The organism is Variovorax sp. GW821-FHT09B01 (assembly GCF_059418345.1).
Genome location: NZ_JBWKPQ010000002.1, coordinates 396,710 through 420,044 on the forward strand (window position 1 = coordinate 396,710; position 23,335 = coordinate 420,044).

Below are 23,335 nucleotides of genomic sequence, written 5' to 3' on the forward strand. Positions count from 1 at the left end.
GGGCGAGGGTCGTCACTTGAGGCGGCGGCGCGCGCGAATCTGCAGGCTGGCATAGGCCACCGCGGCGCCGATCACGGCCAGCAGCACCACCAGTGCCGCCAGCAGCAGCGGGCTGCGCGAGAGGTTCCATTGCAGCCAGGCGATCGGCGGCAGGCGGCCGACGTAGTAGGTCTCGCTGCCGAGCACGCTGTGCACCTGCGCGTCGCGCACGATGGCCATGCTGCCCTGCACGCGCTTGAGCAGGTCGGGTGTCATCAGCGCGTTGAGCAGCGCGTCCTTCGAGGTGCTGTTGGAGATCGCGGCGACCACGCTGCGGCCGCTGCGCAGCGGCGACTCGAAGCCCGCGAGCACCGCGTCGCGGCCGTCGTCGCTGACCGCGATCTGCATCGAGCCCGGCAAGTCCTCGCGGGTGCGCGCGCCGATCACGAAGTCGATCGCGGTGTCGATCCAGCTCGAGAGCTTGAACTGCGGCGAGCCGTCGCCGCTGCCGTTGGCGGCCGCGGCGCGCTTGAGCGGCATGCGCTCGGCCCACTGCGTGAACAGCGGTTGGTTCTGCAGGTTGCCGATCACCAGCAGGTCCTTGTCGGCCCACTGCGAGACCTCGGCCGAGCGGCCCACCTTCACGCGCAGCACGGGGTAGCCGGTGGCGCGGCCGATCTGGCCCATCAGGCCGAGGTAGGTCTCGGTGTCGGAGGTGTCGGCCTGGTCGGGCAGGATCACCGCGGTGTCCGACAGGTCGGCCATGCGCGAGAACGGGAAGCCGCCGTTGGCATAGGCCGCCAGCTCGGGCATGGCGATGAAGTGCGGGAAGCCCGAGACGTCGATCTTCGAGGTCGGGTCGATCGAGCCGCGCACGTTGTCGAGCTGCGGGATGCAGCGGCCGGCCACGGGCTCGAAGTAGTAGTGCAGCCGCAGCTGGCTGCGCGGGCCCAGCGCCAGCGGCGGCAGGATCACTTCCTTGCGCTCGGCCAGGGTGCCGTCGGGCATCAGCTTGACGGCCAGCGGGTTGTACCAGCGGTCGCCGGCCGGGTTGGCCGAGCGCAGCGGGATCGCACCGATGAAGTTCTCGTTGACGTTGACGTTGAGCGTCGACTGGTCGGGCCGCACGCGCGGCGTGTAGCGGTAGAGCAGGTCGAGCGGGATGCCGCGGCTGCGCCAGGTGAACAGGTCGGGCGGCAGCTGCAGGTTGACCCGCACCACGTCGGGGTTGTAGCCGGTGACCGAGAGATCGGCCGCGGTCGTGAGCTCGCCGAACTGCAGCGCGCGGTCGCTGGGCACCCAGCGCGGCGCGTCGTAGGGCTTGCGCGCGGGCGGCTCCTGGAAGGCGGCGATCGCGCTGGTCGCGCCCGACAGCGCGCGGCTGTTGAGCGCCAGCGAGGCGGCGGCGGTGCGCAGCTCGTTGGCGTCGCGACCCATCACCAGCAGCAGCTTGGCGGTCGGGTCCTGCGGATGGTCGACCACGGCCAGCGCCGGCCCCTGGATCGCGGGCAGCACCAGGCCCGGCAGGCTGGTCTCGGGCGTGGCGAACACCACCGAATGGCCGCTGGGCAGCTGGCCGCGCGAGACAGGGAACACGGCGCCGCGGTAGTCGGCCAGCGCGCCGAACCACGACGAGACCACGCCTGCCGCCTCGAGCAGCGGGCCCGACTCGGCGCTGCCGAAGACGAAGGGAATGCGCGCGCGGCGCACGTCGCGGCGGTCAAAAAAGGGCTGCGGCAGCGTCGCCAGGTCGTTGCTCAGCTTGAGCGGCGACACGTTCAGGCGCAAGGTGCTCGAGGCGTCGATGCGCGCCCACAGGCTGGTGTGGGCCGGGTCCTCGCAGTCGCGCGTGTAGTGGCCGATCAGCTCGACATTGATGCGGTTGAATTCGGTGATCAGGCGCCGGTCGATCGGGATGTCGGCGGTCTGCGGCTTGCCGCCGTCGGCGCGGTTCACCGGCAGCGTGGCCACCAGCACGTCGTTCACCGTCACCTTCAGGTGCGACAGCTCGGGGATCAGCGAGGGCGAGTAGGCGTAGTTGAGACGGAACGAGGCCGAGGTCACCAGCTCGTCGGCGCGGATGTTGAACGGGATGCCGATGGTGCCGCTGATGCCGCGCAGCTGGATCGCGTAGTCGATGCCCAGCTGCGTGAGGTTGAGTTCGCGCACCGTGCCGCCGGCGGCGGCCGTGCTGGCGACGGGCACCGGCACGCCGGCCGCGCCGGGCAGTTGCTGGGGCGGCAGCGCGAGCGTGGGCACGGCGGCCGGCGCGATCGAGGGCACGGTCGCCGGTGTGAAGGCCGGCGCGGCGGCGGCGGGTGCGCCCGGGCGCTGCTGCTGCGTCGAGGCCGTGCCGGCCGCGGTCAGCGCCAGCAGGGCCAGCATAGCGCCGGCGGCCGGACGGAAGGAGGGGGCGGCGCCGCGGCGCGGCGCTTTCGGAGTGATCGTCACGCGGTTTCCTTCTTCGTTCCGACGGAGCGCTTGGGCAGCCGCAGCCGCGAGAGGCCGGCCCGGTAGTAATGGGAGAACATGTCCTTGAAGCCGACCAGGCTGATGCTCGTCAGGTGGGCCAGCACGCGGTGCACGCCCACGCGCGGATGGTTGCCCCAGCGCGCGGCCCAGATGTCGGCGCGCGCGGTCGTGCACTGCACCAGCGCACGCTCCTGCGCGAAGCTCATCGGCGCGAAGCGGATGCCCAGGCGCTTGCCGTTGCTGAAGCGCACGGTGGCGGGGAAGCGCGATTCCGCGTCGCCACGGAACAGCGCCACCTCGATCGGTTCGTCGGGCGCCAGCTTGACCTCGGTCGGCAGCTCCAGGCCCAGGCCGCCGGTCGAGAAGTCGAAGGTGTTGCAGCGCATCGAGTGGCCATTGGCGAAGTACAGCGCCGCCGGCACGTCGAGCGTCACGCGGTGCGCGGCCCTCACCTGGCGCGACTCGTTGGCCGCCGCCACGCAGGCGCCGAGGATCATGAGGTTGTAGATGGTCCAGGCCAGGTTCAGCCACACGGTGGCGATGTTCTGCGGATCGACCCAGGTCAGGCGCCAGATGCCCAGCGCCACGCCGATGAAGTTCAGCGCCAGCAGCACCAGGCTGGCCTTGGCGATCGAGGTGTCGAAGTACTGCTCCTGGATCAGGCCGCCCTTGGCCGTCACGTTGAAGCTGCCGAGCTTGGGATTGATCAGCGCCACCAGCGTGGGCCGGAAGATGTACCAGGCCAGCACCGCCTCGTAGACCTCGTTCCACAGCAGGTAGCGAAAGCGCCCCTGGATCCGGCTGTTGGTCAGGTTGGCGTGCAGGATGTGCGGCAGCGCGAACGCGAAGATCATCGAGGCCGAGGCATGGATCACGCTCGCGCCGAAGTACAGGTAGGCCAGCGGCGCCGTCAGGTAGATGAGCCGCGGCAGCCCGTACAGGAAGTGCAGCATCGCGTTGAGGTAGCACAGCCGCTGCGCCCAGTGCAGCCCGCGGCCGAACAGCGGGTTGTCGACGCGGAAGATCTGCGCCATGCCGCGCGCCCAGCGGATGCGCTGGCCCACGTGGCCCGAGAGGCTTTCGGTCGCGAGACCCGCGGCCTGCGGCAGCGCGAGGTAGGCGGTGTTCCAGCCGCGGCGGTGCATCTTCAGCGCGGTGTGGGCGTCCTCGGTCACGGTCTCGACCGCGATGCCGCCGACTTCCTCGACCGCCGTGCGGCGCAGCACTGCGCACGAGCCGCAGAAGAAGCTGGCGTTCCACAGGTCGTTGCCGTCCTGGATCAGGCCGTAGAACAGCTCGCCCTCGTTGGGCACCGTGCCGAAGGTGTCGAGGTTGCGCTCGAAGGGGTCGGCCGAGAAGAAATAGTGGGGCAGCTGGACCATGGCCAGCTTTGCGTCGCGATTGAACCAGCCCATCGCGATCTGCATGAACGAGCGCGTGGGGATGTGGTCGCAGTCGAAGATCGCGACGAACTCGGCGCTGGTGTTCTTGAGCGCGGCATTGATGTTGCCGGCCTTGGCGTGGCGGTTGTTGTCGCGCGTGACGTGGGTCACGCCCACGGCATCGCAGAACTCGCGGAATTCGGGACGCCGGCCGTCGTCGAGCACGTAGATCTTGATCTTGTCGCGCGGCCAGTCGATGGCCTGCGCGGCCAGCACCGTCGGGCGCACCACCGACATCGGCTCGTTGTAGGTCGGGATGAACAGGTCGATGCTCGGCCACTCGGCCGGGTCCACGGGCAGCGGCGAGGGCTTGCGGCCCAGCGGCCAGGCGGTCTGGATGTAGCCCAGCAGCAGCACGACGAAGGCGTAGAGCTCGGCCATGAGCAGGCCCACGCCCAGCACCAGGTCGACGATGTTGTCCATGTACATCGTCTCGGTGATGCGCCAGTAGGTGTAGCGCGAGGAGACGATCACCGACAGCAGCATCAGCACCAGGCCCGCGAAGTGGCCGCGGAAGCGGTTCACGAACAGGGCCGCGAGGAAGATGCCGATCGACAGCACCAGCTGCTGCTCGAAGGTCATGGGCGCGATGATCAGCGCCGGTGCCGTCGTGAGCAGGATCAGCCAGCCCAGCAGCCGCACCGGCCACAGGCGCAGGAAGGCCGGCGCGGGCCGCGGCGGGCGGTCGGCGCCCAGCGGGGTATCGGGCGAGGGGGGCGGCGCGGAGCCTGCCTCGGATGCCGGCTGCGCCTTGCTGCTGCTCATCGGGACTCCATCTGCCAGGCCGGGTCGGCCGCGGGCTGTGCGTGGGCGGCGCGGTTCGCGGCGGCCGCGGCGATGCGCGCCAGCAGCCGGTCGGCGCACACCGAGAGGTCCTGCGCCGCCTGGCTCAGGGGCGCATAGCGGTGCACCGGCAGCGCCGAGGCCAGCGCCTCGGACACCGATTCGTCCTGGTGCAGCACGCCCAGCAGTTCCGACTGCAGGCGCGCGCGCAGCATCTCGAACACGTCGTGGTTGAGCCGGCGGCTCGGCGCCACCTGGTTCACCACGTAGGCGCTGCCGCCGTAGTCGGCGCGCGGGCGGCAGTACTTGTCGACCATGCGCTCGATGATCGGCAGGGTGGCGAAGGAGCCGGCATCGGCCAGCACCGTGACCACGCAGAAGTTGGCCGTGCGCAGCGCCTGCTGCATGTAGACCGTGGGGCCGGGCGGCGTGTCGAGCACCACCAGCGTGTCGTCGGGCAGCGCGAAGCGCGCGAGCGTGTCGCCGAGCCAGCCCGGGTAGCGCGCGAGTTGCTGCTCGAGTTCGATCTGCTGCTCGTCGTCGACCGTGCCGAAGGGCAGCACTACGGTGCCGCCATGGCCGGGGCGCATCGCCTGGGTCCAGGTCAGCTGGCCGGCCGCGACCTCGGCCAGGCCCTCGACGCACTGGTGCGGATCGTTGGCGAGGTGGAAGCGCAGCGCGTTCTGCGGATCGAGGTCGATCGCCAGCACGTGGTGGCCGCGCTCGGCGAGCACGGTGCTCAGGTTGGCGGCGACGGTGGTCTTGCCAACACCGCCCTTGGATGAAATGACGGGGATGACGACCATGGTCACGTCGGCCGGCGCCAGCGTGACATGGGGCCCGGCGGGGGCTCGGGGCGCTGCGGTCCCGCCAGGCGCGCGAACAGCGCGTCCAGCTCGGTCGGGCTCCGTGCGTCCGAGGCGGGAGGTGTCGGCGTGGCGGTGGAGGGAAGGGCCGGGGCGGGCCCCGGGGCGAAAGCGGGAGCGGGCCGGGCGGCGGCCCAGGCGGGCACGGGCTGGGCCGGCGGCGGGACGGTCGGTGCCGGGCCGAACGGACTCGCGAGCGGGGCGGCCGGCCGTGCGGGCGCGATGGCCGGCGCGGGGCGCACCGCCACGGGCGGTGGGGCCATGATCGGGGCCGGCGGCGGCACGGGCGCGGCCTGCACCGGCTTCACGGGTGCAGCGGGCGGCGGCGGTACCGGGGCTGGCGGCGGTTCGGGCGCGCGCTCGATCGGCGCGCCCGACAGCAGCGGCCAGCCGGCGCGGCCTTCGCCGTCGGTGGGCTCGGGCGGCGCGAATTCCTTGTAGACATGCGAGTCGCCGCCGAACTTGCGGAACAGTCCGGCCACGTCCTCGGCGGATGGATCGTCGTTGTTCATGGGGAAGACCTCGCCAATCGGAGTTCGATCACCGCGCCGGGCTGCGGATGGGACGGCAGCGCCTGCACCCGCAGCGCGGCGGGCAGGCGCTGGCTGCCGAACCAGGTCTGGTAGACGCCTTCGAAGAAGCCGCTGCTCCAGCCGGTCGATTCGGGCCCGAAAGCCATGGCCAGCGGGCTGCAGGCATGGCGGATGCGCAGGCCGTCGGCTTCCTCGCGCAGGGTGCTGTAGCCCCAGTCGATGCCGTCCCAGCGGGCGTTGAACTCGGCTTCCAGTTCGGCCAGGCTCGCGCAGGGAGGCACCGGAAAGGTGCGCGCCACGTTCTCGCCGATGCGGAAGAAAAGCTGATGCAGATCCTCGGGCGGGAGCCCGGCGGCAAGCTCGGCTGCCATGCCGCGATTGAATGCGAGCCACTGCGCGCTGCAAGCTCGGCGTTCAAAGTGATCGAGGTCCCCGTTTGTTTCTTCCATGCTGGGGCATTCTCTGGGAATGGTTAACGATTGACAACAATCGTTTACTGAGTTGGTATTAGTTCACGGCTGATTGTCGGGAATTCGTGACGAACCAGTCGCATTCCGGCCTGTTCCGTTCAGTGCGATCCGCGGCCCCGACTTTCGCGTGGGGCCCGTGGCATCGAACTGGTAACTTGGGTGTTACGTATTCGTCAGCCAAATGGATTCACTGGATCCGGGGTTTCCCCAGGAAGTGTGAACTAGTGTGATTTTGAAGGGCCTTGTGGCCCCGGCCAGCGATGGCGGGTTGGCGATAAAACCAGAAGGATGTCGATAGTCGGCCGCTCAACCCGGCACGCGCTCGGCCGGCGCCGAACCCGCCCGGACCACGCCGCGGCCCGCGGTCTTGGCCGCATAGCAGGCCTCGTCGGCGGCGCGCAGCCAGGCGTCGACGCTCAGCGTCTGCGGCGTGAGGCTGGCCACGCCGATGCTCGCGCCGATGCGCAGGTCCTCGGGCAGCGAAGGCATGGCAATCTCGGCGATCGAGGTCACGATGGCCTCGGCCACGCGCACTGCGTCGGCATGGCGGCAGCGCTCGAGCAGCAGCACGAATTCGTCGCCGCCCAGCCGCGCCGCGAGGTCGCCCGCGCGCACCCGCGAGGCGATGGCGCCGGCGGCCGCGCGCAGCATGGCGTCGCCGGTCAGGTGGCCGCCGGTGTCGTTCACGCGCTTGAAGTTGTCGAGATCGATGAAGACCATCGCGGCCGGCATGGTGCCCGGCAGTCCCGCGATCAGCCGTTGCGCATGGGCCTCGAAGCGCTGGCGGTTGGCCAGTCCGGTCAGGCTGTCGTGCGCGGCCGACCACTCGAGCGCCGCGCGGGTGCGGCGCTGCTGGTCGATGTCGGTCAGGATCCAGATCGTGCCGAGCTCCATGCGCGCCGCGTCCACCGGCTTGCTGCGCAGCCGGGCCCAGAAGCGGCTGCCGTCGGCGCGCTGCACCTGGCATTCGCCCACGTAGGCCTGGTCGGCGCCGAAGGCCAGCGCCTCGAGCGCGGCCAGCGGGGTTTCGCCGGGCTCGGGCGGCACCAGAACCTTGCTGGTCAGCCGGCCCAGCAGGTCCTCGCGCGCGCAGTCCAGCAGCCGGCAGAGCTCGTCGCTCGCGAGGTCGAAACGGCCGTCGCGCACCAGCGCGATGCCGACCGGCGCCGCGCGCATCACCGAGCCAAGCTTGGCGATGCTTTCGCCGTTGAGCCGCTCGAGCTCGGCGCGCTGGATGCCCACGCGCCGCAGCACGTTGCCGAGCTGGCCGATCTCGCCGCCCGCGCGCGGCCAGCCGTCGGCCGCGCCCAGGCTGCCGTCGAACAGGTGCTGGGCGCGCCGCTCCAGCAGGCGCAGCGGCCGCAGCCCCCACCACAGCAGCGCGAACAGCGCGAACGCCAGCGGCGCGACGATCAGGCCGGCCCAGCGCAGCGACTGGGCGCGCGCGGTAGCGAAGGGCGCGGTCAGTTCGGAGTGGGGCCGGGTGCGCCACACCATCCAGTCGGGCCCGGCCACGCCCGCGGCGCTGGCGATCTCGCCGGGCTGCGGCAGCGCCACGCCCGCGGGCTCCGCCGGGCTGTGCTCGGCGGTCCAGGCCTTGAAGGCCTGCCCCAGGCGCGGTTCGTCGGCGAGCGAGCTCATGATGCGGCGGCGGTCGGGATGCGCGAGCACGCGGCCGTCGAGCGTGGTGACGACCAGCAGCGCGTTGTCGTCGCCGGCCTGCGGATCGACCAGGCCGTCGAGCAGGTCGCGGCTGGACAGCCGCAGCACGCCGCCGAACACCGCGTAGATGCCCGAGGCATTGCGCGCCGGCTGCGTGAACACCACGATCGGCTCGCCCGACAGCGGGCCGTTCAGCGGCTCCGAGACGATCGGCCGGCCCTCGGCCAGGGTACGGCGGAAGTAGCTGCGCTGGGTCAGCGGCAGCGCGGGCCGCGAGACGCCGTTCTCGGCATCGACCAGGATGCGCACCTCGCCGTCGGGCCGCGCGATGTACAGCACGGTGAAGAGCCCGCGCAGGATCGGCTTGCTGTCCATGAAGCGCGCGAGCGCCACGGGGTCGTCGAGCGTGGCCTCGTCCAGCGATTCGGCGATCGACAGCAGCGCTCGCTGCAGCTGGACCACGCTGCGCGAGAGCAGGGCGGCGGTGCGGGCCGATTCGCCGAGTTCGCGCTGCTGCTGCGCGGCGAGCAGGTCGCGCTCGGCGATGCCCAGCAGCACGCTGGTGCTGAGCGCGATGCCCAGGGCCAGCGCCACGATGCCGCCCAGCGTGAGGCGGACCTTGAGCGATCCGAACACGCGCTCGAGGCGCCCGCGTGGCCGGCCGATCATCAGGTCATCCGTGCGGTCGGCCGCTGCGTCCGCGCTTGTCGAGGTACATCGCGGCATCGGCCAGGCGCAGCGCCTCCTCAGCCGTGGTGAAGCGCGGGTCGACGGACACCGCGCCCACGCTGGCGCCCTCGTAGCCGATCCGGACCGTGCCGAGATGGAAATCGCCGACCGTGGCCGCCGCCACGCGCTGGCCGAGCGCGTCGGCCGCAGCCGGCGATTCGCCGCCTGCGAGCGCGGGGCCCGGGCCGACCACCACGAACTCGTCGCCGCCGAGGCGGGCCAGCAGGTCGCCGGCGCGCAGCGTGTCGTGCAGCCGGCGCGCGATCTCCACCAGGAAGTCGTCGCCGGTCTCGTGGCCGTGCAGGTCGTTGATCTTCTTGAAGCCGTCGAGGTCGACGAAGGCCACCAGCACGCCAGTGCCGTCGCGCTGGCCCTGGGCCAGCATGCGGCGCAGGCCCTCGAGGAAGGCGCGCCGGTTCGGCAGGCCGGTCAGCGCGTCGGTCGCGGCATGGGTGGCGAGCTCGGCATTGGCCGCCGAGAGCCGCTGGAACAGCTGCTCGCGCTCGACCTGGTGGCCGATCAGCCGCGCGAACAGGCCCAGCACGTTGGTGGCGTTGGCCGGCAGCGGCTGGCGCTCGGCGCTGGCCGCGCACAGCGTGCCGTAGAGGCCGCCGCTGTCGGTGCGCACCGGGGTGCTCACATAGGTCTGGATGCCGAGCTCGCGCGCGGCGTCGGAATCACCCCAGCATTCGGCGACGTTGTCGGTGTAGACACGGCCTTCGTCGAGGGCGCGCTTGCACAGGGTGTCGCCCCAGGGTACGGCGAGGCCCTCGGGAATCTGCAGCCGCCGCACGTTGCGCGCATACAGGATGTGCTGGAGCCCCTGCTCCAGGTCGATGCGCGTGAGATAGGTCGATTCCAGGCCGGTCACGGCCTCGAGCATCTCGAGCATGGGACGGGTCAGGTCCTCGAGGGTCCTGGCCGACGATACGGAACTCGAAAGCTGGGTCAGCAATGTGTCCATGGGGTCCATTCTGCCGTTCAGACAGAAAAAAGAAACATTTGGTATTCAATTCACAAGAATATGTGAACTTTTGTCGCGAAACTGGCCCGGCGGAGCGGGCCGCCGGGCGGGCCATTCAGGCCTCCAGGGCTTCCATCAGCTCGGTTTCGATCGCGGCCTGGGTGCGCTGGCCTTGCAATTCGGGACCGCTGATGAGGAAGCTGTCTTCCACGCGCTCGCCCAGGGTCGTGACCTTGGCGAGCTGCAGGTTCAGGTGGTGCCGTGCCAGCACGCGCGCCACCGAATAGAGCAGGCCGGCGCGGTCGCTGGCCGAGATGCTGAGCACCCAGCGCTGCGCCTTCTCGTCGGGCACCAGGCTGATGCGCGGCTTGATCGGGAAGCTGCGCACCCGGCGCGACACCCGGCCCATGCTCGGCAACGGCAGGGCGCCGGCCTCGGTCAGGGTCTGCGCGAGCCCGGTCTCGACCATGTTGATCAGGTCGCGGTAGTGGTCGGGCAGGAAGGTGGTCACCACCTGGAAGGTGTCGAGCGCATAGCCGTTGCTCGTGGTGTGGACCTTGGCGTCGAGGATGCTGAACGAGGCCTGGTCGAAGTAGCCGCAGATGCGCGCGAACAGGTCGGGCTGGTCGGGCGTGTAGACCACCACCTGCAGCCCTTCGCCCACCGGCGACAGGTGCGCGCGCACCACCGGCGGCGCGGCCGGGTCGATCGGCACGTTCTTCGGCGGCACGAAGCGCGACAGCTGCATCGCGTGCCAGGCAATCTCGCTGGCGTCGTGGCGCATGAAGTAGCCCACGTCGAGCGTGTCCCACAGCGCCTTGTGCGCCTCGAAGCGCTGGGCATGCAGCGCGAGCTGCACCAGCGCCTCGCGCTTGCGCGACTCGACCTCGGTGTCGGGATCGGGCATGCGCCCGCCGAGTGCGCGCAGGGTGTAGCGGTAGAGGTCCTCGAGCAGCTTGCCCTTCCAGGCATTCCACACGCGCGGCGAGGTACCGCGGATGTCGGCCACCGTCAGCAGGTAGAGCGCCGTGAGGTAGCGCTCGTTGCCCACGCGCTTCGCGAAGGCGCCGATCACCTCGGGGTCGCTCAGGTCCTGCTTCTGCGCCACCTGGCTCATCACCAGGTGCTCGGAGACCAGGAACTCGATCAGCTTCGAGTCTTCGCGCGAGATGCCGTGCTGCTTGCAGAAGCGCGCCACGTCGCGCGCGCCCAGCGTGGAGTGGTCGCCGCCGCGGCCCTTGGCGATGTCGTGGAACAGCGCGGCCACGTACAGCAGCCAGGGCTTGTCCCAGCCGGCCGCGAGCTGCGAGCAGAACGGGTACTCGTGGGCGTGCTCGGCGATGAAGAAGCGCCGCACGTTGCGCAGCACCATCAGGATGTGCTGGTCGACCGTGTAGACGTGGAACAGGTCGTGCTGCATCTGCCCCACGATGCTGCGGAACACGCGCAGGTAGCGCCCCAGCACCGAGGTCTGGTTCATCAGCCGGAAGGCATGCGTGATGCCGTAGGGCTGCTGCAGCATCCGCATGAAGGTTTCGTGGTTCGCCGGATCGTTGCGGAACTTGCTGTCCATCACGTGGCGCGCGTTGTAGAGCGCGCGCAGCGTGCGCGCCGACAGGCCCTTCACGCCGATGGTCTTCTGGTAGAGCAGGAAGGTCTCGAGGATGGCGTGCGGCTCGCTCTCGTAGAGGTCGTCGCGCGCGATCTCGATCAGGCCGGCGCGCTCGAAGAAGCGCTCGTTGATCGGCGTCGGCAGCTCGTCGATCGGCTGCAGCCGCTCGGAGATGTTGAGCAGCAGGATCTGGTTGAGCTGCGAGACCGCCTTGGCGGCCCAGTAGTAGCGCCGCATCAGCGCCTCGCTCGACTTGCGCTGCGATTCGCTCACGTAGCCGAAGCTCGCGGCCACGGCGGTCTGCAGGTCGAACACCAGCCGGTCCTCGCGCCGGTTGGCGATCACGTGCAGCCGGGCGCGGATCAGCGACAGCAGCGCCTCGTTGCGCTTGATCTGCTGCGCCTCGAAGGGCGTGGCCAGGCCGTTGCGCGCCAGGTCGTCCCAGCGGCTGCCGAAGCCCGCGGCCTTGGCGACCCAGAGGATGGTCTGCAGGTCGCGCAGGCCGCCCGGCGATTCCTTGCAGTTGGGCTCGAGCGCGTAGGGCGTGTTGTCGAACTTCTGGTGCCGGTGCCGCATCTCCTGCGACTTGGCGATGAAGAAGGCCTGCGGGTCGATCACCGTGCCGAAGCGCTTGCGGAAGGTGGCGAACAGCTTCTTGTCGCCCACGATCAGCCGCGCCTCGAGCAGCGAGGTCTGGACCGTGACGTCCTTCTCGGCCTCGGCCAGGCATTCCTCGATGGTGCGCACGCTCGAGCCGATCTCCAGGCCGGCATCCCAGCACTGGCCGATGAAGGCCTCGAGACGCGCCGGCTCGACCGCCTGCTCGCCGCCCTCGGGCGGCAGCAGCAGCAGCACGTCGACGTCGGAATAGGGGAACAGCTCGCCGCGCCCGTAGCCGCCGACCGCCACCAGCGCCAGGCCGTCGCCGAACTCGGCGTCCTGCCACAGCGTCTGCAGGCTCTCGTCGGCCAGCGCCGCGAGCTGGCGCAGCACCGTGTGCACGCTGCGCGTGGGCGCGCGCGCGAAGCGCAGGGTTTCGAAAAGGGCGAGCTTCTTCGCGCGGTAGGCTTCGCGCAGCGTCGCGACGTCGTGTCGGGCGGCTTCGATCATGGCGGTGGGGTGGCGCGGCCGGCCGCGCGGCTCATGTCCTGATGGCGCTCACGAAGGAAGGCAGCGGCGGGCTGCCCTCGGACAGGGTCAGCACCTCGTAGCCCGTTTCGGTGACCAGCACCGTGTGTTCCCACTGGGCCGAGAGCGAATGGTCGCGCGTGACGATGGTCCAGCCGTCGTACTGGCCGCCCTTGAAGTCTTCCTTCACCTCGCGCTTGCCGGCGTTGATCATCGGCTCGATGGTGAAGATCATGCCGGGCTTGAGCTCTTCCATGGTGCCGGGGCGGCCGTAGTGCAGCACCTGCGGTTCCTCATGGAAACGCTGGCCCACGCCGTGGCCGCAGAACTCGCGCACCACCGAGAAGCCCTGGCCCTCGGCGAACTTCTGGATCGCGTGGCCCACGTCGCCCAGGTGGGCGCCGGGGCGCACCTGCAGGATGCCGTGCCACATGGCCTCGAAGGTGATGTGGCACAGGCGCTTGGCCGCGATCGAGGCATCGCCCACGACGTACATGCGGGAGTTGTCGCCGAACCAGCCGTCCTTGATGACGGTGACGTCGACATTCATGATGTCGCCCTTCTTCAGGGGCTTGTCGTTCGGGATGCCGTGGCACACCACGTGGTTGACCGAGGTGCACAGCGACTTGGGGAAGGGGACGCTGCTGGCGCCCATGTAGCCCACCGTGGCCGAGGTGGTTCCCTGCTTGACCATGTACTCGGCGGCCAGGCGGTCGACGTCGTTGGTCGTGATGCCGGGCTTGATGAAGGGCGTGAGGTAGTCCAGCACCTCGGACGCGAGGCGGCAGGCGACGCGCATGGCGGCGATGCCCGCGGCGTCTTTGTAGGTAATGCTCATGCGTGGAATTATCCCATCCGGGCGAAGAAATCAGCGCCCGGACGGGCTCTGGCCGGCCGCCCGGGCGAGGCTTTCGCCATGACCTAAAATTCGCGTCCTGCGCGGACGGCCCCAGTCAGCGGCCGCCCGCCCACGGATTTCCAGACCTCTCCAAAGCCCAACGCGGCCCCAAGGCCCCACCCATCGTGACGCAGTCCGCTTCCGTTTCCACAGCCCTTCCCGTCGTAACCATCTTCGAGGGCGGCAGCGCACTCAGCGAATTCCGCGCGCGGCAGCTCCTGCCGAAGCTCCAGGCCGTCGATCCGCGCATCGAGGGCATCGCCGCGCGCTTCGTGCACCTGGTGGTGACCGACGGCGCGCTCGACGCCGCGGGCCGCGAGCGCTTCGAGGCGCTGCTGAGCTACGGCGAGCCCTTCGAGGTGCCGGCGGCCAAGGCCTCGGCGGCGGTGGTCGTCACACCGCGCCTGGGCACTGTGTCGCCCTGGGCCTCCAAGGCCACCGACATCGCCCACAACTGCGGCTTGGCGCTGCGCCGGGTCGAGCGCGTCACCCAATACCACCTGAAGCTCAAGGCGCCGCTGCTCGGCAAGGCGCCGGTGCTCGAGGGCGAGCCGCTGGCCGCCGCGGCCGGCCCGCTGCACGACCGCATGACCGAATCGGTGCTCGCCACGGTCGACCAGGCCGCCAGCCTGTTCAGCGAACTGCCGGCCCAGCCGATGGCCACGGTCGACGTGCTGGCCCAGGGCCGCGCGGCGCTGGAAGCCGCCAACACCGGCTTCGGCCTGGCGCTGGCCGAGGACGAGATCGACTACCTGGTCGATGCCTTCACCAAGCTGGGCCGCAACCCCAGCGACGTCGAGCTGATGATGTTCGCCCAGGCCAACAGCGAGCACTGCCGCCACAAGATCTTCAACGCCGACTTCACCATCGACGGCGCGGCGCAGCCGCAGAGCCTGTTCTCGATGATCCGCCACACCGAGCGCCAGAACCCCCAGCACACGGTGATCGCCTATGCCGACAACGCCTCGGTGATGGAAGGCGGCGAGGTCGAGCGCTTCATCCCGCGCGGCGCCGATGCCGCGGGCACGCCGGCCTACACCAAGGACACGGCGCTGACTCACGTGCTGATGAAGGTGGAGACCCACAACCACCCGACGGCGATCTCGCCGTTCCCGGGCGCCTCGACCGGCGCCGGCGGCGAGATCCGCGACGAGGGCGCGACCGGCCGCGGCTCCAAGCCCAAGGCCGGCCTGACCGGCTTCACGGTCTCGAAGCTCTGGCCCGAGGACGGCCACTACGGCAAGCCCGAGCACATCGCAAGCCCGCTGCAGATCATGACCGAGGGCCCGCTGGGCGGCGCCGCCTTCAACAACGAGTTCGGCCGGCCCAACCTGCTGGGCTACTTCCGCGAGTACGAGCAGGCCCTGGCGAGCGACCTCGATACCGTGCAGCGCGGCTACCACAAGCCGATCATGATCGCGGGCGGCCTCGGCAGCATCGACGCCACGCAGACCAAGAAGATCCGCTTCCCGGCCGGCTCGCTGCTGATCCAGCTCGGCGGCCCTGGCATGCGCATCGGCATGGGCGGCAGCGCCGCCAGTTCGATGGCCACCGGCGCCAACGCGGCCGAGCTCGACTTCGACTCGGTGCAGCGCGGCAACCCCGAGATCGAGCGCCGCGCGCAGGAGGTCATCAACCACTGCTGGCAGCAGGGCGCGGCCAACCCGATCCTCGCGATCCACGACGTGGGCGCGGGCGGCCTGAGCAATGCCTTCCCCGAACTGACCAACGACGCCGGCCGCGGCGCGCGCTTCGACCTGCGCGCGGTGCCGCTCGAGGAATCGGGCATGGCGCCGAAGGAGATCTGGTGCAACGAGAGCCAGGAGCGCTACGTGCTGGCGATCGCGCCCGAATCGCTCGAACAGTTCAAGGCCTTCTGCGAGCGCGAGCGCTGCCCCTTCGCGGTGGTCGGCGTGGCGACCGAGGAGCGCCAGCTGCTGGTGGCCGACGAGGGCGCCGCGCTGCAGCCGGTCGACATGCCGATGGACGTGCTGCTCGGCAAGCCGCCCAAGATGCACCGCGACGTGCAGTCGGTGGCGCGCAGCTTCCGGCCGCTCGACCTCACGGGCGTCGACCTGCAGAAGGCCGCGATCGACGTGCTGTCGCACCCGACCGTCGCTTCCAAGCGCTTCCTGATCACCATCGGCGACCGCACCGTGGGCGGCCTGAGCCATCGCGACCAGATGGTCGGCCCGTGGCAGGTGCCGGTGGCCGACTGCGCCGTGACCCTGGCCGACTACCGGGGCTTCGCGGGCGAGGCGATGAGCATGGGCGAGCGCACCCCGCTGGCCGCCTACGACGCGCCCGCCTCCGGCCGCATGGCGGTGGCCGAGGCCATCACCAACCTGCTGTCGGCGCCGATCGAGCTGTCGCGCGTCAAGCTGTCGGCCAACTGGATGGCCGCCTGCGGCGAGCCCGGCGAGGATGCCGCGCTCTACGCCACGGTCAAGGCCGTCGGCCTCGAGCTCTGCCCGGCGCTGGGCATCTCGATTCCGGTCGGCAAGGATTCGCTGTCGATGCGCACGCAGTGGAAGGAGGGCGGCGAGACGAAGAAGGTGACCTCGCCGGTCAGCCTGATCGTGAGCGCCTTCGCCTCGCTCGACGACGTGCGCGGCACGCTCACGCCGCAGCTCGACGCCGATGAGGAGGACAGCACGCTGGTGCTGGTCGACCTCGGCCGCGGCCAGCACCGCATGGCCGGCAGCATCCTGGCGCAGACGCTGGGCCAGAGCGGCGACACCGTGCCCGATCTCGACGATCCGGCGCAACTGGTGGCGCTGGTCAATGCCGTCAATGCGCTGCGCGCCGACGGCAAACTGCTCGCCATGCACGACCGCAGCGACGGCGGCCTGTTCGCCGCGGCCTGCGAGATGGCCTTCGCGGGCCATGTGGGCGTGGCGCTCAACGTCGACATGCTGGTCACCGAAGGCGACGGCATCTCCGACAGCCGCATGGAGACCGGCGACGCCAAGAACTGGGCGCAGCAGGTCAGCGCGCGGCGCGAGGAGCTCACGCTCAAGGCGCTGTTCAACGAGGAGCTCGGCATGCTGCTGCAGGTGCGCACCGCCGAGCGCAACGAGGTCATGCAGGTGCTGCGCGCCCATGGCCTGAGCACCCACAGCCATTTCGTCGGCAAGACCCGGCCCGCGAGCTCGGCCATCGAGGCCGGCAAGGGCAAGCTCGAGGTGTGGCGCGATGCCAAGTCGGTGTTCAGCGCCAGCCTGCACGACCTGCACCAGGTCTGGGACTCGGTGAGTTGGAAGATCGCGCGCGAGCGCGACAACCCGGCCTGTGCCGATGCCGAGCACGCGGCGGCCGGCGAGTCCGCCGACCCGGGCCTGCACTGGCACCTGCCGGCCGGCGCCGAACCCGCCGCACCCGCGGTGCTGGCTTCGCGGCCCAAGGTCGCGATCCTGCGCGAGCAGGGCGTGAACTCGCACGTCGAGATGGCCTATGCCTTCAACGAAGCCGGCTTCGAGGCCTTCGACGTCCACATGACCGACCTGCAGTCGGGCCGCGCGCGGCTCGCCGACTTCAAGGGCGTGGTGGCCTGCGGCGGCTTCAGCTACGGCGACACGCTGGGCGCCGGCATCGGCTGGGCCCGCAGCATCACCTTCAACCCGCGCCTGGCCGACGAGTTCAAGCGCTTCTTCGGCCGCGCCGACACCTTCGGCCTCGGCGTGTGCAACGGCTGCCAGATGTTCGCCGAGCTGGCCGACATCATCCCGGGCGCCGAGGCCTGGCCGCGCTTCACCACCAACCAGAGCGAGCGCTTCGAGGCCCGCCTGTCGATGGTCGAGGTGCTCGATTCGCCGAGCCTGTTCTTCGCGGGCATGGCCGGCACGCGGCTGCCGATCGCGGTCGCGCACGGCGAGGGCTATGCCAACTTCAAGCACCGCGGCGATGCGTCGAAGGCCATCGCGGCCATGCGCTTCGTCGACAACCACGGCCAGCCCACCGAGCAGTACCCGTTCAACCCGAACGGCAGCGCGGGCGGCCTGACCTCGGTGACCACGGCCGACGGCCGCTTCACTGCCGTGATGCCGCACCCCGAGCGCGTGTTCCGCAACATCCAGATGAGCTGGACCGGCGGCGACGCGAGCGCGCACAGCCCCTGGATGCGCATCTGGCGCAACGCCCGCCGCTGGGTGGGCTGATCGCCGACGGCAAGGGTCCCAATCCGGCAAGGCCGGTGGGGCCTTTGATGGCCGCTTGCGCCACCGGACCGGTAGACTCGGCCGCATGCTGCGCACTTCCGCTTCCACGCTGACCGCACCGGCCCTGCGGGGCGCGCTCGCGCGTGGCCGGCGCCGCGCGGCGCGGTTGACGGCGCTCAAGCGCCGATCGCCCTGGCATTCCTGAGCCCGGCGATCCTTCCTCCTCCCTTTCTTCTTTCGCGCACCTCCTGATCGCCGGGCCTCCTCCAAGCCCGCGCGCCGGCGCGTCCGTTCTGTCCCGCTCCCTCGATGGAGCCCGCGGCACGCCTTCACTTCATCAGGAGCCACCCATGCAAGCCACCGCCTCGTTCACGCGACTCGAACGAACCCTCACCCAGCTCGACCACGCACGCCTGCACAAGCTTGCCGCACATGCGCTGCAGACGCGCGGCGCGGCCGATCCGATCGCGCAGGCCCTCGAGGAGATGCTCGACTGCAGCGAGATCGTGGCGCCGCAGGACGCGTCGCCCGACCTCGTCACGATGAACTCGCGCGTCGAGCTCGAGGACCCCGCGAACGGCGAGCGCTACACGATCACGCTGTGCTATCCGCGCGATGCCAAGCCTTCCGAGGGCGAGGTCTCGGTGATGTCGCCGGTGGGCGCGAGCCTGCTGGGCGCGCGCGTGGGGCAACTGGTGGAATGGACCACGCCGGCCGGCGTGCACGGTTCGGCGCGCGTGGCCGCGCTGCAGTTCCAGCCCGAAGCGGCGGGCGAATACCTGCGCTGAAGCGCGGTCGGGCGCGCAGGCGCCGTGGCCTCTGATTCATATTTCGATGTTATTAATTCATATGACATCTAAATTTCCCCAATTACTGGCGGTGCGATGCAATGGCGCTCCGAGTCATGAAGGGAGCAGGGATATGAAAAAAGAGGAAATGGTGACCGAGGTCCGACGGTCGCTTGCCGGGTCGTCGCGCGGACCGAGGCGCCGGGACTGGCTGCAAGGCGCTGCAGCGTTTGCCGGCCATGCGCTCTGGGGTTCCGCGGCGGCCCAGACCGGATTTCCATCCAGTCCGGTCAAGCTGGTCGTGCCCTTCGGGCCGGCAACCGGGCCGGACATCCTGGGACGGGTGGTCGGCCAGAAGCTGGCCGAGAAATGGGCGCAGCCCGTGGTGGTCGAGAATCGGTCGGGTGCCAGCTCGATGATCGGCACCAAGTACCTGGCTGCGGCGACGCCCGATGGGCATCACCTGCTGGTAACGGCCAACACGCTGGTTCTCAACAAGAGCCTGCGTCCCGAGGCCCCCTACGACCCGGTCAAGGACCTGCAGCCCATCGCGCCCCTTGCCATCGGGCGCCTGGCGCTCGTGGCGCATCCGAGCCTCGGGGCGAACAACCTGCAAGAACTGGTCCGATTGGCCAGGGCCGCGCCGGGCGCCATCGACTACGGCTCGCCCGCCAACGGAACGCCCCATCATCTGACGATGGAACTGCTCAAGCAAAGCCTGGGCATCAGCCTCACGCACATCCCGTACACGAACACGCCCGGGGTCGTGAAGGGCCTGATCGGTGGCACGGTCAAGCTCGGCTTTCTGCCGATCCATGTCGCATTGCCGCATGTGCGATCCGGCCGGCTGGCAATGCTGGCGGCGGGAGGCAGGCAGCGCGCCGATGCCACGCCCGAAGTGCCGTCGCTGGCCGAGGCCAGCGGCGTGAAGGACATCGACGGCGACATCTGGTATGGGATGTACGCACCCGTGGGCGTGCCGGCGGATCGGGTCCAGCGCATTCATGCGGATGTGAATGCCGTGCTGACCACGCCGGAAATGAAGCAGCTATTCGACCAGCAGGGGTTGTCTGTGCTTTCCGGCAGTCCGCAGGAGCTGGCGGACCTGACGCGCAAGGATCTGGCCCGATGGACCCGGGTCGTGCGCGTCGCCAACCTGAAGGCGGATTGAGATGAACACCACGCTCGAGGTGCACAAGCTGCTGACGGACGACGGTGTCACCGTCCAGGTCGCCTGGATTCCTCCCAGGGCACCGGACCTGCCGGTTCTTCTGTGGACGCACGGTGTGGGCAGCAGCTTCACCTTGTCGGGACTCTGGACGGTCTGCCTGCATCTCGCGAGCCAGGGGTGGGGAGTGGCTTTCATCAACAACCGCGGCCACGACTGGGTTGCGCTGAACCCTGGCGATCGACGCTGGATCGGCGCAGCCTTCGAGCGCTTCGAGGACTGCGTGCTGGATTTCCAGGCCGCGCTGCGATGGCTGCGCGAGCGTGGCTGTCGCCGCATCGTGATCGGCGGCCACAGCCTCGGTGGCCTCAAGGCGGCATATACCCAGGCCTTCCATCCGGTCGATGAGGTGATCGCGCTCGCCATGCTGTCCTCGCCGCGCCTGCCGGACGAGCAGGTCTGGGATTGGCCCGCGCATGAGCGCTTGCTGGCGCATTGCGGCGATCGGATCGCCGAAGGGCGGGGCGAGGAACTCATGCACATCGACATGCCCACCAGCACGCCGGCGGCGAAGGGCGTGATGTGCCATCGGACCTACGTCAACAAGTACGGCCCCGACGCCGCGACGACGGCGTTGCGTTTCGCCGACCGCATTCGCGTGCCCACGCTGTTGCTGGCGGGCGAACTGGAGCGTCCGCAGCTTTCCTTCTCGGTGGACATGGAGCGCGCCCTCGTCCATGCACCCGCGGTCCGGCGCATCGCGGTCGAGGGCTGCGACCACATCTACACCGGCTCGCACGCGCGGGTGGCCGGCGATGTGCAGGGCTGGCTATCGGGTCTGGTTTAGCGCAACCATCGTGCCGCCCGCGCCGCGCAGCAGCGTTGCGGGCGTGGTGCCGTAGGCGCTCTTGAAGGCGCGCGAGAAATGCGAGAGGTCGCTGAAGCCGCACTGGTAGGCGGCCTGCGTGACCTGCTGCACGCGGCCCTCGGACAGGATGTGGAAGCTCTGCTCGAGCCGGCGCTTCCACAGGTGGTGCATCACGGTCGTGCCGTGGGCCGCGAACACGCGCGTGAGGGTGCGCGGCGAGACATGGGCGGCCTCGGCCACGCCGGCCATCGACAGGCCGGTGTCGTCCAGGTGGGCGTCGATGTAGCGCACGGCCTTCTCGTAGATCGAGCCGTGGCGCGTGGCCGCGGCGGCGCCCTCGGCCACGTCCTGCAGTTCCATCGCGGCGCTCAGCGTGTCGAGGAAGGCGGCGGCGAAGCGCGCCTGCGCGGCCAGCGCCGAGTCGCGCGCCTCGAAGCGCAGCGCCTCCTCGGCCATGCCGTGCAGCAACCCGGCCAGCGAGCTGCCGTCGGCGATCTTGAGCGCCATCATGTGCTCGGCCTTCGGGAAGCGCGACAGCAGCTGCTGGCGCGGAAAGCGCACCAGCAGCAGCGATTCGGGCGCGAGCTCGTGCACGAAGGGCCGTGCCGCGTCGTACAGCACGATGTCGCCGGCCGAGGCGCGCAGCGTGCGGCCCTGCTGCGCCATGTTGGCCTGGCCGCGCTGGAAGAAGGCGGCCACGATGTCGTCGTCGGGCGCGACGCGCGCGAGCTGGTCGGTGCGGATGAAGGTGTGCGGCTTCGACTGCATGCGGCACACCGTGAGGCTGCCGAGCTGCTGGCCCGAGAGGCAGCCGTCGAAGTCGTGTGCGAATTCGCCGCGCGCCGGTATCAGGCGCCGGCACACCGATTCGCGCCAGAACTCGGTCTTGTGCCGCGGCGCGAGCGCCTCGGTCGAGTGGTAGAAGCCCATGGTCGACACCCTCCGCGCCGATGGCGCGCCGCGGATTCTTGCAAGAAACAAGCCCAAAGAAAAACGGCCCGAAGGCCGTCTTGCATGGGTGAGGGCGGGCAGGGCGCGCCGCTTACTCGATCTTCGCCTTGGCGCGCAGGTCTTCCTGGTACTTCTGCAGGCGCTGCTGCTGCAGCTGCTGCGTGATCTGCGGCTTGATGTCCTCGATCTTCGGCAGCTGGGCCTGTCGGATGTCGTCGACGCGGATGATGTGCCAGCCGAACTGGGTCTTGATCGGCGCCGGCGTGGTCTCGCCCTTCTTGAGCTTGATCATCGCTTCCGAGAACTCGGGCACGAAGTTGGCGGGGTTGGCCCAGTCGAGGTCGCCGCCGTTGGCGCCCGATCCGGGGTCCTTGCTCTGCTTCTTGGCGATGTCTTCGAATTTGCCGCCCTTCTTCAGGTCGGCCATGATCTTCTTGGCCTGGTCCTCGGTCTCGACCAGGATGTGGCGCGCCTTGTATTCCTTGCCGCCGTTGGCCGCGACGAACTTGTCGTACTCGGCCTTCACGTCGGCGTCCGAGACCGGGTTGGTCTTGCGGTAGTTCTCGAACAGGGCGCGGATCAGGATCGCCTGGCGGGCGAGCTCGAGCTGGTTCTTGTAGTCCTCGGTGGCGTCGAGGCCCTGCTTCTGCGCTTCCTGCATGAACACTTCGCGTGCCACGATTTCCTCGCGCAGCTGGCCTTGCATCTCGGGCGTGACGGGGCGGCCGGCCGCGGCCAATTGCTGGGCCAGCGCGTCCATGCGTGCCTTGGGCACCGCCTTGCCGTTGACGATGGCTGCGTTCTGCGCCAGGGCAGCCATGGGAACGGCACCAAGCAGCGCTGCGGCCGCGACGGCCTGCAAGATTTGTTTTTTCATGGATTGAATGTCAGGCTGAGAAATGCGCGTTGGATGAAAGTGCGCGTGGAGGAAACCGGAGCAAAGACACAGGGGAGGGAGCGCCGCCGCGGAGAACCGGGCCCGGCAGCCGGAGGCTGGCGGTGGATGGACGACTCAGAGCACCTCGATGGCGATGGCGTGCAGACCCTGTGCGATGAAAAGTTGGAGGGCATCATACACAAGCCGATGACGCGCCACGCGTGGCTTTCCCTCGAACAGCGGGGAGGCGATGCGCACGCGGAAATGGGTGCCGAAGCCCTCGGCATTGGCACCCGCGTGGCCCGCGTGCGCGGCGCTCTCGTCGATGACTTCGAGCGCCGTCGGCTGCAGTGCGGCACGCAGCGCGGCCTCGAGGGCCGCCACGGTCGGCAGCGGATGCGAAGCGGTGGTGCTGCTCATGCTCAGGCGGCCGGCTTGTCGTCGCCGCTCTTGAGGTGCGGCGAGATGTACAGGCCCTGCGCCACCAGGAACACGATCGGGAACACGTAGCCCCAGAGCTTGAAGTTGACCCAGGCCTCGGTCGTGAAGTAGGCCGCGACGTAGCCGTTGATGGCGGCCATGAACAGGCAGTAGCCGATCCATGCGATGTTCAGCCGCATCCAGATGCGGTCGGGCAGCTCGAGCTGCGAGCCCAGCAGCATCTTCAGGAAGTTCTTGCGGAAGGCCCACAGGGCCACGGCCAGTGCCACCGCCATCGCGCCGTAGAGCACGGTCGGCTTCCACTTGATGAAGCGGTCGTCGTGCAGCACCAGCGTGAGCGTGCCGAACAGCAGGATCAGCACCAGCGTGGCCTTCTGCATCGCCTGCAGCTTGCGTTCCATCGCATAGATGATCGCCATCTGCACCACCGTGGCGGCCATCAGCACGCCGGTGGCGGTGTAGATGTCGGCGAGCTTGTAGGCCCCAAAGAACAGCAGGATCGGGAAGAAGTCGAGGATCAGTTTCATGCAGTCGGATGGTGGCGGGG

General features: G+C 69.7%; 17 protein-coding genes. 4 read left to right on the top strand and 13 right to left on the bottom strand.

Annotation, left to right across the window (positions count from 1 at the left end; translation table 11 throughout):
• Positions 1-12 precede the first annotated feature (12 nt).
• The 9 genes from bcsB to map form a co-directional block, all read right to left on the bottom strand.
• Complete coding sequence (bcsB, locus tag AC07RV_RS09020) at positions 13-2,430, bottom strand: cellulose biosynthesis cyclic di-GMP-binding regulatory protein BcsB (RefSeq protein WP_296782787.1); 2,418 nt, start codon at positions 2,428-2,430, stop codon at positions 13-15.
• On the bottom strand, positions 2,427-4,658 hold the full coding sequence (gene bcsA, locus AC07RV_RS09025) for a UDP-forming cellulose synthase catalytic subunit (protein ID WP_296782785.1): 2,232 nt from the start codon (positions 4,656-4,658) through the stop codon (positions 2,427-2,429). The genes bcsB and bcsA overlap by 4 nt, the downstream gene beginning before the upstream one ends.
• On the bottom strand, positions 4,655-5,482 hold the full coding sequence (bcsQ, locus tag AC07RV_RS09030) for a cellulose biosynthesis protein BcsQ (protein ID WP_296782783.1): 828 nt from the start codon (positions 5,480-5,482) through the stop codon (positions 4,655-4,657). Before bcsQ ends, bcsA begins: the two co-directional genes overlap by 4 nt.
• A gap of 2 nt (positions 5,483-5,484) precedes the next feature.
• Positions 5,485-6,054 carry a hypothetical protein gene (locus tag AC07RV_RS09035; protein ID WP_296782780.1) on the bottom strand — a complete coding sequence of 190 codons (570 nt, stop codon included), beginning with the start codon at positions 6,052-6,054 and terminating at the stop codon, positions 5,485-5,487.
• Positions 6,051-6,524: a cellulose biosynthesis protein BcsD gene (gene bcsD, locus AC07RV_RS09040; protein WP_093342118.1), complete on the bottom strand. Its 474-nt coding sequence runs from the start codon at positions 6,522-6,524 to the stop codon at positions 6,051-6,053. The genes AC07RV_RS09035 and bcsD overlap by 4 nt, the downstream gene beginning before the upstream one ends.
• Before the next feature lie 327 nt (positions 6,525-6,851).
• Positions 6,852-8,876, bottom strand: coding sequence for a sensor domain-containing diguanylate cyclase (locus AC07RV_RS09045; RefSeq protein WP_296782776.1), 2,025 nt, complete (start codon positions 8,874-8,876; stop codon positions 6,852-6,854).
• A gap of 4 nt (positions 8,877-8,880) precedes the next feature.
• Complete coding sequence (locus AC07RV_RS09050; RefSeq protein WP_296782775.1) at positions 8,881-9,900, bottom strand: GGDEF domain-containing protein; 1,020 nt, start codon at positions 9,898-9,900, stop codon at positions 8,881-8,883.
• Positions 9,901-10,015: 115 nt separating this feature from the next.
• Positions 10,016-12,622, bottom strand: coding sequence for a [protein-PII] uridylyltransferase (locus AC07RV_RS09055; protein ID WP_296782774.1), 2,607 nt, complete (start codon positions 12,620-12,622; stop codon positions 10,016-10,018).
• 31 nt (positions 12,623-12,653) lie between these two features.
• A complete protein-coding gene (gene map, locus AC07RV_RS09060) occupies positions 12,654-13,478 on the bottom strand; it encodes a type I methionyl aminopeptidase (RefSeq protein WP_208509381.1) in 825 nt (274 codons plus the stop codon).
• A 185-nt stretch (positions 13,479-13,663) separates the two neighbouring features.
• Here map and purL point away from each other — a divergent pair, with 185 nt between their 5' ends.
• The 4 genes from purL to AC07RV_RS09080 all read left to right on the top strand — a co-directional run bounded on the left by purL (position 13,664) and on the right by AC07RV_RS09080 (position 20,498).
• The gene (gene purL, locus AC07RV_RS09065) at positions 13,664-17,695 is read left to right on the top strand and encodes a phosphoribosylformylglycinamidine synthase (protein ID WP_296782772.1); all 4,032 of its coding nucleotides are present in this window, start codon (positions 13,664-13,666) and stop codon (positions 17,693-17,695) included.
• Positions 17,696-18,045: 350 nt separating this feature from the next.
• Complete coding sequence (gene rnk / locus AC07RV_RS09070; RefSeq protein WP_296782770.1) at positions 18,046-18,483, top strand: nucleoside diphosphate kinase regulator; 438 nt, start codon at positions 18,046-18,048, stop codon at positions 18,481-18,483.
• A 133-nt stretch (positions 18,484-18,616) separates the two neighbouring features.
• Positions 18,617-19,654, top strand: a complete 1,038-nt coding sequence (locus tag AC07RV_RS09075; RefSeq protein WP_296782768.1) for a Bug family tripartite tricarboxylate transporter substrate binding protein — start codon at positions 18,617-18,619, stop codon at positions 19,652-19,654.
• A 1-nt stretch (position 19,655) separates the two neighbouring features.
• The gene (locus tag AC07RV_RS09080) at positions 19,656-20,498 is read left to right on the top strand and encodes an alpha/beta hydrolase (protein WP_296782766.1); all 843 of its coding nucleotides are present in this window, start codon (positions 19,656-19,658) and stop codon (positions 20,496-20,498) included.
• Here the strand turns inward: AC07RV_RS09080 and AC07RV_RS09085 are convergent.
• From AC07RV_RS09085 to AC07RV_RS09100, 4 genes are all read right to left on the bottom strand, one after another.
• Positions 20,481-21,449: a helix-turn-helix domain-containing protein gene (locus AC07RV_RS09085; protein ID WP_296782764.1), complete on the bottom strand. Its 969-nt coding sequence runs from the start codon at positions 21,447-21,449 to the stop codon at positions 20,481-20,483. The genes AC07RV_RS09080 and AC07RV_RS09085 overlap by 18 nt on opposite strands.
• A 112-nt stretch (positions 21,450-21,561) precedes the next feature.
• Positions 21,562-22,347, bottom strand: coding sequence for a peptidylprolyl isomerase (locus AC07RV_RS09090; RefSeq protein ID WP_208509384.1), 786 nt, complete (start codon positions 22,345-22,347; stop codon positions 21,562-21,564).
• 135 nt (positions 22,348-22,482) lie between these two features.
• The gene (locus AC07RV_RS09095; RefSeq protein WP_093342105.1) at positions 22,483-22,767 is read right to left on the bottom strand and encodes a BolA family protein; all 285 of its coding nucleotides are present in this window, start codon (positions 22,765-22,767) and stop codon (positions 22,483-22,485) included.
• Between the two features lie 2 nt (positions 22,768-22,769).
• The gene (locus tag AC07RV_RS09100; protein ID WP_093342103.1) at positions 22,770-23,315 is read right to left on the bottom strand and encodes a septation protein A; all 546 of its coding nucleotides are present in this window, start codon (positions 23,313-23,315) and stop codon (positions 22,770-22,772) included.
• Positions 23,316-23,335 lie beyond the last annotated feature (20 nt).